We start from the raw sequence: 12,005 nt of genomic DNA on the forward strand, positions 1-12,005 counted from the left end.
TGAATGCGAGCACCTGCCGCCGACTACGCTGCGGACAGTGACGTGAGCGATGCAAGTGTGAAAGACCGGCGCATATCCTTTGCTTTGCCCGGTCTTTTGCTGGCTGGCGCTGCGCTTTCGTGCGCCATCTTCTCCCTGTTTATTCTCGTTGGCCTGACCCCCATTTCGCCAACATCCAACGTTGTGATCGGCCTTGGTGTCATCAACGGGTTGTTCGTGCTTGGCCTGATGTATCTGATCGGCCGTGAAGTCAGCCGTCTGCTGAAAGCCCGCCGGGTAGGACGTGCTGCTGCGCGCCTTCATATTCGCATCGTTGTGCTGTTTTCGATTGTGGCGATTACACCGGCGGTTCTGGTGGCGATTTTCGCCAGTATCACGCTCAATGCCGGCCTTGATCGCTGGTTCTCGATCAGAACCCAGTCGATCGTGGAATCTTCCAGCAATGTGGCTCAGGCCTATATGATGGAAAATGCCTCCTATGTTCAGGGGCAGACGCTTTCCATGGCCAATGACCTGGAGCGCAACCGCGCACTGTTTTATCTCGACCGTACCGGTTTTGTGGACCTGCTGACACGGCAGGCCAAGGGCCGTGGCCTGCTTGGCGCATTTTTGGTGCGTGAAGATGGTGATGCGATCGTGCAGGCCAATATCGAAACGGAAAAGCCGCTGCCGGCCATTCCGCAGGATGCGCTGGAAAAGGCCGCTGCCGGTCAGCCGACGCTTATTCCGCCTGGCATTACCAACCTGGTTGGCGCCATCATCAAGCTCGACAGCATCGGTGGCACGTTCCTTTATACTGTGCGTGCGGTTGACCCGAAGGTCATGGTCGCCATGCGGTTGATGGATGAAAACCGCGATGAATACAAAGCCATGGAGGCGGGCCGCGCCTCGTTGCAGGTGGCCTTTGCCATTCTTTATCTCGGTTTTGCGCTGATCGTGCTGCTGGCCGCCATCTGGACCGCCATTGCGGTTGCCGACCGTATCGTGCGGCCGATCCGCCTGTTGATTGGTGCGGCCGACAGTGTGGCAACCGGCAACATGAATGTGCTGGTGCCAGTGCGCGCCGTTGACGGTGACGTTGGCAGGTTGTCGCGCACCTTCAACAAGATGATTTCGGAAATTCGCACCCAGCAGCGCGAAATTCTCGAAGCCAAGGACGATATCGATGCGCGCCGGCGCTTTATCGAGGCCGTGCTGTCAGGTGTGACAGCGGCGGTTATCGGTGTGGATGAAGACCGGCAGATCACCATTGCCAATCCTTCGGCCGAGGATTTCCTAGCCATGCCATCCGACAAGCTGATGGGCGTGAAGTTGGGTGATGCAGCGCCTGAGATCGATCAGGTGGTGACTGAGGCTGCCGTCTGGTCGCGTGGTGAGTTCCACAAGCAGATCAACATCATGCGGCGTGGCAAGGAACGGGCACTCAACGTAAAGGTAACGCGCGAAGCGGCCCGTGACGCCTATGTCATTACGCTTGATGACATTACCGATCTGGTGATTGCGCAGCGCTCTACCGCTTGGTCGGATGTGGCGCGCCGTATTGCCCATGAAATCAAAAACCCGCTGACACCGATCCAACTGTCTGCCGAGCGCATCAAGCGCCGCTTCGGCAAGCAGATTGCCGATGAGGATCGGCAGGTGTTTGACCAGTGTACCGATACGATCGTGCGCCAGGTGGGCGATATCGGCCGTATGGTCGACGAGTTTTCGGCCTTTGCGCGCATGCCGAAGCCGACCAAGGAAAAGTCCGATCTGCGTGACATTCTGAAAGACGCGGCATTCCTGCGGGAAATTGGCGCAAGCCACGTAAAGATCAGCACCGAACTGGGTGAAGATGCCCAGAACGGGTTGTTTGATGCACGTATGCTGGGGCAGGCTTTTGGCAATCTGATCAAGAACGCTGTCGAGGCGATCGACGCCGTTGACGTGGATGGCGGCGAGCGTCGTGAAGGCCGTGTTCTGGTGCGCAGCCAGTTCGATACGGATCACTTCGTGGTGGACGTCATCGACAATGGCCGTGGCCTGCCGGCTGAAAATCGGCACCGCATTCTGGAGCCCTATATGACGATGCGGGACAAGGGCACCGGCCTTGGTCTGGCAATCGTCAAAAAGATTATTGAAGAGCATGGCGGGCAGATCGAACTGCATGATGCACCCGCCGATTTCGACCATGGCCATGGAGCCATGATTAGAGTGATTCTGCCGCATCTTGATGCGACCGAAGCAGCAAGTGACAAGGAAGTGGCCTATGGCGTCTGATATTCTGGTCGTGGATGACGAAGCTGACATTCGTGAGATTGTTGCGGGTATTCTGTCCGATGAAGGGCATGAAACACGTATGGCGCATGACGCCGACAGCGCGCTTGCGGCGATTTCGGAACGCGTGCCGCGGTTGGTGTTTCTGGATATCTGGATGCAGGGCAGCCGTCTTGACGGTCTGGCATTGCTGGATGAGATCAAGAGCCGCCATCCGGACCTGCCCGTGGTGATGATTTCCGGTCACGGTAATATCGAAACGGCCGTCAACGCCATCAAGCGCGGTGCGTTTGACTTCATTGAAAAACCGTTCAAGACCGACCGCCTTATTCTGATTGCTGAACGTGCGCTGGAAAACTCCAAGCTGAAGCGTGAAGTGCAGGAACTGAAAAAGCGCACCGGTGACGCGGCGGAACTGATCGGTGCGTCGCTTGCCGTATCGCAACTGCGCCAAACCATTGATCGCACAGCCCCGACCAACAGCCGTATCATGATCCTTGGCCCCTCCGGTTCGGGTAAGGAACTTGTGGCGCGCATGATCCACAAGAAGTCCAGCCGTGCTTCCGGTCCGTTTGTGGCGCTGAATGCCGCGACGATTACGCCGGACCGCATGGAAATTGCGCTGTTCGGTACCGAAGGTCAGCCGGGACAGCCGCGCAAGATCGGTGCGATGGAAGAGGCGCATCGCGGCATTCTCTACCTTGATGAGGTCGGGGAAATGCCACGCGAAACGCAGAACAAGATCCTGCGCGTGCTGATCGATCAGCAGTTTGAACGTGTGGGTGGCGGCAAGCGGGTGAAGGTGGATATCCGCATCATCTCGTCCACAGCCTATAATCTTGAAAGCCTGATTGCCGAGGGCCGTTTCCGCGAAGATCTCTATCACCGACTGGCGGTGGTGCCGGTCAAGGTACCTGCCTTGTCGGAACGCCGTGAGGATATTCCTTATCTGGTCGACATGTTTATTCGCCAGATTTCCGAGCAGGCCGGTATTCGCTCACGCAAGATTGGCGATGACGCCATGGCGGTGCTGCAGAGCCATGACTGGCCGGGCAATATTCGCCAGCTGCGCAACAATATCGAGCGGTTGATGATCCTGGCGCGTCCTGAAGGTGGTGATCCGACGATTACTGCCGACATGCTGCCGTCCGATATTGGCGACATGCTGCCGAAGATTTCCGCGCAGGGTGATCAGCACATCATGACCCTGCCGCTGCGTGAAGCGCGTGAAATGTTCGAGCGGGATTATCTGGTGGCGCAGATCAACCGGTTCGGTGGCAATATTTCCCGCACGGCGGAATTTGTCGGAATGGAGCGTTCCGCACTGCATCGCAAATTGAAATCACTCGGCGTATAAGCATCGGGAAGGCACGCAATCTGCGTGTCGATTCGGCGGGTGAAGAGGTATCATGAAGGTCATCATTTGTGGTGCGGGGCAGGTGGGCTACGGCATTGCCGAGCAGCTGTCGCGGGAAGACAATGAAGTCTCCGTCATTGATACATCCGCCGCACTGATTACTGCCATCACCGAGACGCTCGACGTGCGTGGTTATGTCGGGCATGGCGCGCATCCTGACATGCTGGCCAAGGCCGGTGCCGATCAGGCCGACATGATCATCGCCGTGACGCTGCACGACGAAATCAACATCGTTGCCTGTGAGGTCGCGCATGCACTGTTCAGCGTGCCGACCAAGATTGCCCGTATCCGTGACCAGAGCTATCTGCAGCCGGAATATGCCGACCTGTTCAGCCGCGAAAACATGTCGATCGACGTGACGATTTCGCCGGAGGTTGAGGTCGGTAAAATGGTGTTGCGGCGCATCGCCTTTCCCGGCGCCAATGACGTTGTGCGTTTTGCCGACGACAATATCTCCATGCTGGCAATCGAGTGCATGGAAGACTGCCCTGTCATCAACACGCCGCTGCACCAGCTGAGCAGCCTGTTTCCGGATCTGATTGCCACTGTGACTGGTATCTATCGTAACGGCCTGCTGATCGTGCCACGCTCGTCCGATCAGTTGCGCACCGGTGACTTGGCCTATGTGATCTGTCAGCGCCAGCATGCCCGCCGCACGCTTGGCCTGTTCGGCCATGACGAGCAGGAAGCGCGGCGCATCATCATTGCCGGTGCCGGCAATATCGGCCATTACGTGGCCAGCAAGATCGAGGAATTGCAGCCCAATACCAGGGTCAAGATCATCGAATTTGATCGTGAGAAAGCAGTCACTGCGTCCGACCTGTTGTCCAAGACTATTGTTCTCAATGGTTCTGTGGTCGACCAGAAGATATTGCTGCAGGCAGATATTCAGGATGCGGACCTGATCGTAACCCTGACCAACAATGACCAGACGAATATTCTTGGTGCGGTCATGGCAAAGCAGCTTGGCTGCAAGTCAAACCTCGTGTTGCTCAACAGCACGTCTTTCCATGATGTGACGAAATCACTTGGCATTGATGCCTTCATCAATCCGCGTGCCGTGACCATTTCGCGTGTGTTGCAGCATGTGCGCAAGGGGCGCATTCGCTCGGTCTATTCGGTGCAGAAGGGCTCTGGCGAGGTCATTGAGGCCGAAGCACTGGAGACCTCACCATTGGTCGGGCGCATGCTGCGTGACCTCGATTTGCCTGATGGCATCCGTATTGGCGCCATCTACCGTGAAGGCAAGGTGCTGCGTCCAGATGGCTCGATGAAAATCAAGGCCCGGGACCGGGTTGTGCTATTTGCCGCCGCAGATGCGGTGCGTGATGTGGAACAATTGTTCCGGGTGTCGATACAGTATTTTTAGGCTGGTTTTTCTTTGCTGAATCGGTGCATCATATGTTGCTGGCGAACCATTCCGTACGCTTTCGACATTGCGCAAAATTGCGCGATTTGGTACCAGAGTCGCGGACGAGGGTTATGAGGGGTTGAACCTACTCAACCAGCGGTTATTGATTGATTATTTTCCGGTGTTTTTACCGGCAAGAAAGAAAGAAGCGGCGCCATGGCGGAACGTTCTCAGAATTTGCAAGATCTCTTCCTTAATACCGTTCGCAAACAAAAGATTTCGCTGACGATTTTCCTTATCAATGGTGTGAAGCTGACGGGTGTTGTCACGTCGTTTGACAATTTCTGCGTTCTTCTTCGTCGTGATGGCCATTCGCAGCTTGTTTACAAGCACGCGATTTCGACCATCATGCCCGGTCAGCCGATGCAGATGTTTGAAACCGAAGAGGGTGCTGCCTAAATATAGGCTGACCTCGCGGTTAGAGCGTTAAAAACATAGCGATCCAAAAGGGCAAGGGAACGTTTAGGCGTGTTTCCCGTTTGCCCTTTAGGCGTTTTCTAGACAGGATATAAGACCATTTCGACACGCGACACATCAAGTGAATCCATTATTCCCGAATTGGAAAAGCATCGGGACGATATGCGCGCGGTGGTGCTGGTGCCGGTTCTCAAGCAGGGACGTGAGTCAAAAGACCCTTCGATAATTGTCGCTCCAGTGCGCTCCAGTGATGCAAAGCTGGAAGAGGCAAAGGGTCTGGCGCTCGCCATTGATCTTGAAGTTGTTGCCGGTCTGGTCGTCTCCGTGAACCAGCCGCGCCCGGCCACTCTGTTTGGCACTGGCAAGATCGAAGAAATCAACCACCTGCTGAATGAGCATGATGCCGGCCTGGTTATCGTCGACCATCCTCTGACACCGGTGCAACAGCGCAATCTTGAAAAACACTGGAATGCCAAGGTCATTGACCGTACCGGCCTCATTCTGGAAATCTTTGGACGTCGTGCATCCACCAAGGAAGGCACGCTGCAGGTTGATCTTGCCCACCTGAACTACCAGAAGGGCCGTCTGGTCCGCAGCTGGACCCACTTGGAGCGTCAGCGCGGTGGTGCCGGTTTCATGGGTGGTCCAGGTGAAACTCAGATCGAAGCCGACCGTCGTCTGTTGCAGGATCGTATCGTCAAGCTGGAACGTGAACTGGAACAGGTTGTTCGCACGCGCCAGCTGCACCGTTCAAAACGCCGCAAGGTGCCGCATCCGATCGTCGCGCTAGTGGGCTATACCAATGCTGGCAAGTCAACGCTGTTCAACCGCATTACCGGTGCTGGCGTGCTGGCCGAGGACATGCTGTTTGCCACGCTTGACCCGACGCTGCGTCGCATGAAGCTGCCGCATGGCCGCACCGTCATTCTCTCCGATACCGTGGGGTTCATTTCCGACCTGCCAACCCACCTTGTCGCGGCGTTCCGCGCGACGTTGGAAGAGGTGCTGGAAGCCGATCTCATTCTGCATGTGCGTGACATGTCGGACCCCGACAATGCCGCGCAGTCGGCTGACGTGCTGCGTATTCTCGCCGATCTCGGGATCGATGAGAAGGAAATGTCCGAACGCGTTGTCGAGGTGTGGAACAAGGTCGACAGGCTGGAAACCGAGGCCCATGACGCCATCATGCAGCGCGTGCAAGGGCGTGACAACATCAAGGCCGTATCGGCTGTGACGGGTGAGGGTGTTGATGCCCTGATGGACGAGATTTCGGTGCGTCTGTCCGGCGTGTTGACCGAAACGACGGTTGTCCTGCCGGTCGACAAGCTTCATCTGCTGTCGTGGGTTTATGACAATGCAATTGTCGATGAGCGTGAGGACCGTGAAGATGGTTCCGTCGCGCTTGATGTGCGCATGTCGGAAGCGCAGACCGCGCAGCTGGAACGCAAGCTTGGCAAGATAGCGATAAGCGAGCCTGAGGACTGGGAGCGGTAATCACCGCTTCCAACACACATTCACATGAATAAACTTGCAAACAGGCTTAATGAAGTGTCTGCGACCGGTGGCGTGATCGCTATGCAAGTAGTTTTATCTTAAAACAAACAGTTAGCGCTCAGTTTTGATATATCAGAACCGCTGTCGGGGTATATTTTCGCCTCCAGGGTGTGTGGCTGATATTGTCAAACCCCGGTTGTTTTTTCTATTTTTTTACTTTTTTGCGCAACGAGGTTTTATCGGTTGTGGTTTGGGAGGGCCTTTCTGATAATAGGCATACTGTACCGATGAGTTTTTGAATGACTGAACCTCTTGATACGCAAACCGTCCTGCTGCTGCACCAGATGTCGTTTTTTGTCGGTGCGCTGTGTTTCCTTTACGTGCGCTCACGCTCGTCTGGCAATATTGGTCTCGGTCTTCTGTCGATCGGTTTTTTCCTCAGCGCCCTTGCTTCAACCTTTGTGATTTTTGGACGCAAGACGCCCGAGCAGATCTACTTGTGGTCGGTGGTGGCGTTTATGGCGGGTGCGATTGGTTATGCAGTCTTCGTCGTGGGCGTGTGCCGCGTCAGCAGCCAACGCAAAAGCAACCGGCAGTGGCTGGTCATGATGGTTCCCATCATAGGTACAGGTTTTCTGGTTGGTGCCGCTTGGTATATGGTCGCCGAATTGCGGGCGAGCCTTTTTAATGCACTGGCCGCGATGTTGTTGTTGATTGCCGCATTTTGCGTGTACCGCGACCGCATGCTGGAGAAATTGCCAGTGCGCGTGGTGCTGAGCCTTGCGCTTGCAACCTCCGCCATGCTGCGGATAATGGCCATTGTCGGGTATCAGTTTCCAACGGTTGCAATCATTGCGCCGACCAACGCGTTTTTCCTGTCGATTGTCTGCCACTTTGCCATTGCGGTTTTTGTGATGGCGTTGGTCAAGGAACGGGCCGAGGCAGACTTGCTGCGCCTTGCCAACATTGATGCGCTGACCGGCATTTCCAACCGTCGTTCGTTTTTTGAAAGCCTGCCGGATACGCTGCGGGTGGGTGATGCCATCGTCATGGCCGATATTGATCACTTCAAGAAGATCAACGACACGCATGGCCACTTGGCTGGCGACGAGGTACTGGCGCGGGTGGCGCAGGAACTGTCGGCCATGCTGCGCCCCAATGATGTGATTGCCCGGTTCGGCGGAGAGGAATTTGTCATTTTCCTGCGTGCTTCCGGCAAGGACAATCCTGCCATCCTGGCCGAGAAGATACGCACCTGCGTCAGCGCCATCATTCACACAACTGAAGACAAGAAAATATCGGCCACTCTCAGCATGGGCATTGCTGTGTGCGAGGAAAAGGTGAACTTTGCCAAGCTGCTGTTGAAAAAGGCCGATATCGCCCTTTATGCGGCCAAGGGTGCCGGGCGTAACCGCCTGACGGTGTTCCGTTCGCAAGACCTTGAGCCGGTTGAGGCTGGATCGGCTGACGCCATACGCACAGCAATCTCCTGATATGGCACCTATGGCCCGTCACCGGGCCATAGCGGTAGATACACGCAATCAGTCCAGTTGCCGCTCGATAGCCTTGGCCGCCTGCCACAGCGCTTCCATGCGTTCGAGGCCTGCGTCTTCAAGGCGCTCATTATTTGATTCAAGGCTTTGTTCTATGTGGTTGAAACGGCGACGGAACTTTGTGTTCGTTCCTCTCAGTGCCGTCTCAGGATCCGCGCTGACATGGCGTCCGATATTGACCAGTGCAAAAATCAGATCGCCGAGTTCGTCAGCCACTTTTTCCGGTTTGCCAGATGCCAGCGCCTCGCGCAGTTCTGCCACTTCCTCCTCGATCTTGTCGAGGATCGGTTCCGGCTTGGACCAGTCGAAACCGACCCGTGCAGCCTGTTCCTGCAGTTTCAGTGCCTCGGTCAATGCCGGCTGGCTGCGGTGAACATTGCCCAGGAAACCGGCCTTGAAATCCTCGGTGATACCACGCTTGGCGCGGCGCTCCGCACGCTCGCGTTTTTCGCCAGCCTTGATGGTATCCCATTGCAGTTTTACCGTTTCAGGCGTGTCCGCGTCGGACACGGCAAAGACATGCGGGTGCCGGCGGATCATTTTTGAGGTGACGGCATGAACCACGTCACCAAAGGAAAACTCGCCCATTTCCTCGGCGATGCGGGAATGGAATACCACCTGTAGCAGAAGGTCACCGAGTTCTTCGCAAAGATCATCCGTGTCCTTGCGTTCGATAGCGTCTGCGACCTCATAGGCTTCTTCGATCGTGTAAGGTTTGATCGTTTCAAAGGTTTGCACGATATCCCACGGGCAACCGGTTTCCGGCTGACGTAACGCCTCCATGATCTCGATGAGGCGGGAGATGTCCTTCGAGGCTTCCATGCTGCTGCTTTCGGCTATGTCCGTTACGGGGTCAGTTAAGGGGAATGTCGTTGTCAGTTTTGGAGGATTGGTAGGTGTCGGAAAGGCTGTTGTAAATCGCCTTGATGCGATCTGTCTGCGCTTTCAGCTGCGCGCGTGCCGGTTCGGCCTCGCTGTCCACAAGGTCGGCAATGAAATAGGAATTCCAGAAGGCGTTGTTGCGGCGATATCCGCCGGGTTCGAGGCCAAATACCTCCTTCAGGATCTTCAGGTCATGCGGAATGGCGAAGGCATCGCGTGAATCCTCATGGCTGAAGAACGAATAGAAATTATCAAACCCCGCCCAGGTGATGGCCGACATACACATGGTGCAGGGCTCGTGGGTAGAGAGGAAAATCAGGTCCTTGGTGTTGAGCTTTTCACCCATCTCGTAGAAGCGTTTCAAGGTGTGAACCTCACCGTGCCACAGCGGGTTTTCAAGCTCGTTATTGGTCTCGGCAATCACCAGCGACAGGTCGGATTTTCGCAGGATGGCGGCGCCAAAAACCTTGTTTCCGGTCGCGACACCTTTTGTCGTCAGCGGTAATATGTCATGCTCGATAACATCGAGAAGGCGGGACGCAAGCGTTGTGGTTTTCACGGTTTCATTCCTCGAAATTTGTCCCCAACCATATTCGCGTTTTGCCAAAAATGTGAAGCAAAAACATCGGTTTTTCGATGGATTTAGGGCTTTTTAGGCGGATGTTTTAGGGAGGGTTGGTTAGTTATCCTCAAAAGCCACCAATCGCAGAAAAGAAAAATCCAGCTAGTGGGTTAGGCGGAATTTCTGTTTCTTCAAGTATTTGGCCGGATCAGCGATACTTTGAGACATGTATCAGGACAGTGCCTCCCCATATGCCAGTGACCGGCTTTCGACCTTTCCCGCCTTCTTCAAGGTGGAGGGCAAGTGCGTTGCCGTGTTTGGCAATGGCGATGAGGCTTTTGCCAAGGTCCGCCTGCTGTTGAACACCAATGCCGGTATCATAGCCTATGCCGATCATCCGGAAGCAGATTATGCCGGTTTTCTGCATCAGCATGAAGGCCGTGGTGTGCGGCATGTGGCGCAGGCTTTTGTCCCTGATGTGCTTGCTGGTGCATCGCTGGTTTTTGCCGCCACCGGTGACGGTGCGCAGGACCGCGCCATCGTCGATGCCGCCCGTGCAGCCCGCATTCCGGCCAATGCTGTCGACCAGCCTGAGTATTGCGATTTCTTCACACCTGCACTGGTGTCGCGTGCGCCGGTTGCCATTGCCATCGGCACGGAAGGTGCAGGCCCGGTTCTGGCGCAAATGATCCGTGCCCGCATTGACCAGATGCTGTCGCCATCGCTTGGTGCTTTGGCGCGTTTGGCCGTCGAATATCGTGACGCGGCTGAAAAGCTGGTGCCGAAGGGTGCCTTGCGTCGCAGCTTCTGGCGTCAGTTCTTTTCCGGTGCTGTTGCCGACGCGGTTGCCATCAATGATGGCGCTTCGGCGCGCTCCGAGGCCAACAGGCTGCTGAATACGGCTGGCAACAACAAGGGGTATGTCTGGCTGGTGGGTGCCGGTCCAGGTGCGGAAGACCTCTTGACGCTGCGTGCCCAGCGCGTGCTTATGGAAGCCGATGTGATTGTTTACGACGCGCTTGTTCCGCAGGCCGTTGTCGATATGGGCAGGCGCGATGCCGAGCGTCTGTCGGTTGGCAAGCGCAAGGGCTGCCACAGCAAGTCGCAGGACGAGATCAACAAGCTGCTGGTGCAGTTGGGGCTGGAGGGCAAACGTGTCGTGCGCCTGAAATCCGGCGATCCCCTGGTCTATGGCCGTGCGGCCGAAGAAATGGCGGCTCTTCGTGAAGCCGGTATTTCCTACCAGATCGTTCCAGGTATTACTTCTGCCTTTGCTGCTGCTGCCGATTTCGAACTGCCGCTGACACTGCGTGGCGTTGCCTCTTCGCTGATCTTTACCACCGGCCATGATCTGACCGGCGATATTCTGCCCGACTGGGCAAGTCTTGCCGTGTCAGGTGCGACGGTTGCCGTTTACATGGGCCGCACGGTTGCGGCCTCCGTGGCGACCCGCCTGATGAATGCCGGGCTGGCTGCGGAAACCACCGTGGCGGTGATTGAAAATGCAAGCCGAAGCGATAAACGCCTGTTGCACGGCACGTTGAACGATTTGCCCGACCTCGAATTCCGGGATGAACTGACAGGTCCTGTCATGGTTATCATCGGGGAAGCGGTTGCTGGCGCGAATTTTGAGAGATCCGAGGCTCTGGCCCTGTCTGGCCGGGTCGCGGATCGCAAGAAGGAGTATGAAAATGGCTGACAAGGTTCTGACTGCGAACCGGCTGGGCGATGGCATTGCCGTGTGGCTTGATGCCAATGGCACATGGACGGAAGACCTGCAGGCGGCCTTTGTTGCCCGCCACGCCGAAGCGGTTGCTTCACTGGAAGAGGTTGGCAAACGCGACTTTTCCGCAAACCGTGTGGTTGACGTCAATCTGGTTGATGTCGCCGAACAGGATGGCCGTCTTTGGCCGACGCGTTTGAGAGAGCGCATTCGTGCCGCTGGCCCGACCATTCATTACGCAGCGGGCTTCACGCCTGCCGATTCCGCCTTTATTGCAGTCTGAGGAATAA

General features: G+C 56.1%; 10 protein-coding genes. 8 read left to right on the forward strand and 2 right to left on the reverse strand.

All coding sequences use genetic code 11. The annotated features are described in order from the left end of the window. The first annotated feature begins 3 nt into the window (after positions 1-3). From IB237_RS11435 to IB237_RS11460, 6 genes are all read left to right on the forward strand, one after another. Positions 4-2,259 carry a PAS domain-containing sensor histidine kinase gene (locus IB237_RS11435; RefSeq protein ID WP_192488734.1) on the forward strand — a complete coding sequence of 752 codons (2,256 nt, stop codon included), beginning with the start codon at positions 4-6 and terminating at the stop codon, positions 2,257-2,259. Next, entirely contained in the window at positions 2,249-3,613 is a 1,365-nt protein-coding gene (locus IB237_RS11440; protein ID WP_192488735.1) for a sigma-54 dependent transcriptional regulator, read from the forward strand. Before IB237_RS11435 ends, IB237_RS11440 begins: the two co-directional genes overlap by 11 nt. Positions 3,614-3,665: 52 nt before the next feature. Then, a complete protein-coding gene (gene trkA / locus IB237_RS11445) occupies positions 3,666-5,042 on the forward strand; it encodes a Trk system potassium transporter TrkA (protein ID WP_192488736.1) in 1,377 nt (458 codons plus the stop codon). 198 nt (positions 5,043-5,240) lie between these two features. Beyond that, positions 5,241-5,483: an RNA chaperone Hfq gene (gene hfq / locus IB237_RS11450; RefSeq protein WP_027673217.1), complete on the forward strand. Its 243-nt coding sequence runs from the start codon at positions 5,241-5,243 to the stop codon at positions 5,481-5,483. Between the two features lie 180 nt (positions 5,484-5,663). Next, a complete protein-coding gene (gene hflX / locus IB237_RS11455; protein WP_246787799.1) occupies positions 5,664-6,995 on the forward strand; it encodes a GTPase HflX in 1,332 nt (443 codons plus the stop codon). A 299-nt stretch (positions 6,996-7,294) separates the two neighbouring features. Continuing rightward, positions 7,295-8,488 (forward strand): GGDEF domain-containing protein, encoded by a 1,194-nt coding sequence (locus IB237_RS11460; protein ID WP_192488737.1) that lies wholly within the window; start codon positions 7,295-7,297, stop codon positions 8,486-8,488. A 48-nt stretch (positions 8,489-8,536) separates the two neighbouring features. Here the strand turns inward: IB237_RS11460 and mazG are convergent, their stop codons facing one another. Next, positions 8,537-9,370: a nucleoside triphosphate pyrophosphohydrolase gene (mazG, locus tag IB237_RS11465; protein WP_192488738.1), complete on the reverse strand. Its 834-nt coding sequence runs from the start codon at positions 9,368-9,370 to the stop codon at positions 8,537-8,539. 31 nt (positions 9,371-9,401) lie between these two features. Continuing rightward, entirely contained in the window at positions 9,402-9,989 is a 588-nt protein-coding gene (locus tag IB237_RS11470) for a nucleoside deaminase (RefSeq protein WP_192488739.1), read from the reverse strand. Positions 9,990-10,218: 229 nt separating this feature from the next. Between IB237_RS11470 and cysG the strand changes: the two genes are divergently transcribed. Both cysG and IB237_RS11480 read left to right on the forward strand, forming a co-directional pair. After that, positions 10,219-11,691 (forward strand): siroheme synthase CysG, encoded by a 1,473-nt coding sequence (gene cysG / locus IB237_RS11475; RefSeq protein ID WP_192488740.1) that lies wholly within the window; start codon positions 10,219-10,221, stop codon positions 11,689-11,691. Next, entirely contained in the window at positions 11,684-11,998 is a 315-nt protein-coding gene (locus tag IB237_RS11480) for a DUF2849 domain-containing protein (protein ID WP_192488741.1), read from the forward strand. The genes cysG and IB237_RS11480 overlap by 8 nt, the downstream gene beginning before the upstream one ends. Positions 11,999-12,005: the final 7 nt, after the last annotated feature.

Origin of the sequence: Agrobacterium sp. AGB01, from assembly GCF_014851585.1 — a bacterium.
Classification (GTDB): domain Bacteria; phylum Pseudomonadota; class Alphaproteobacteria; order Rhizobiales; family Rhizobiaceae; genus Agrobacterium.

What these genes read in the sequence shown, in the direction of transcription:
- IB237_RS11435 (WP_192488734.1), top strand. Translation starts at nt 4, where the DNA reads ATGCGAGCACCTGCCGCCGACTACGCTGCGGACAGTGACGTGAGCGAT.
- IB237_RS11440 (WP_192488735.1), top strand. Translation starts at nt 2,249, where the DNA reads ATGGCGTCTGATATTCTGGTCGTGGATGACGAAGCTGACATTCGTGAG.
- trkA (WP_192488736.1), top strand. Translation starts at nt 3,666, where the DNA reads ATGAAGGTCATCATTTGTGGTGCGGGGCAGGTGGGCTACGGCATTGCC.
- hfq (WP_027673217.1), top strand. Translation starts at nt 5,241, where the DNA reads ATGGCGGAACGTTCTCAGAATTTGCAAGATCTCTTCCTTAATACCGTT.
- hflX (WP_246787799.1), top strand. Translation starts at nt 5,664, where the DNA reads ATGCGCGCGGTGGTGCTGGTGCCGGTTCTCAAGCAGGGACGTGAGTCA.
- IB237_RS11460 (WP_192488737.1), top strand. Translation starts at nt 7,295, where the DNA reads ATGACTGAACCTCTTGATACGCAAACCGTCCTGCTGCTGCACCAGATG.
- mazG (WP_192488738.1), bottom strand. Translation starts at nt 9,370, where the DNA reads ATGGAAGCCTCGAAGGACATCTCCCGCCTCATCGAGATCATGGAGGCG.
- cysG (WP_192488740.1), top strand. Translation starts at nt 10,219, where the DNA reads ATGTATCAGGACAGTGCCTCCCCATATGCCAGTGACCGGCTTTCGACC.
- IB237_RS11480 (WP_192488741.1), top strand. Translation starts at nt 11,684, where the DNA reads ATGGCTGACAAGGTTCTGACTGCGAACCGGCTGGGCGATGGCATTGCC.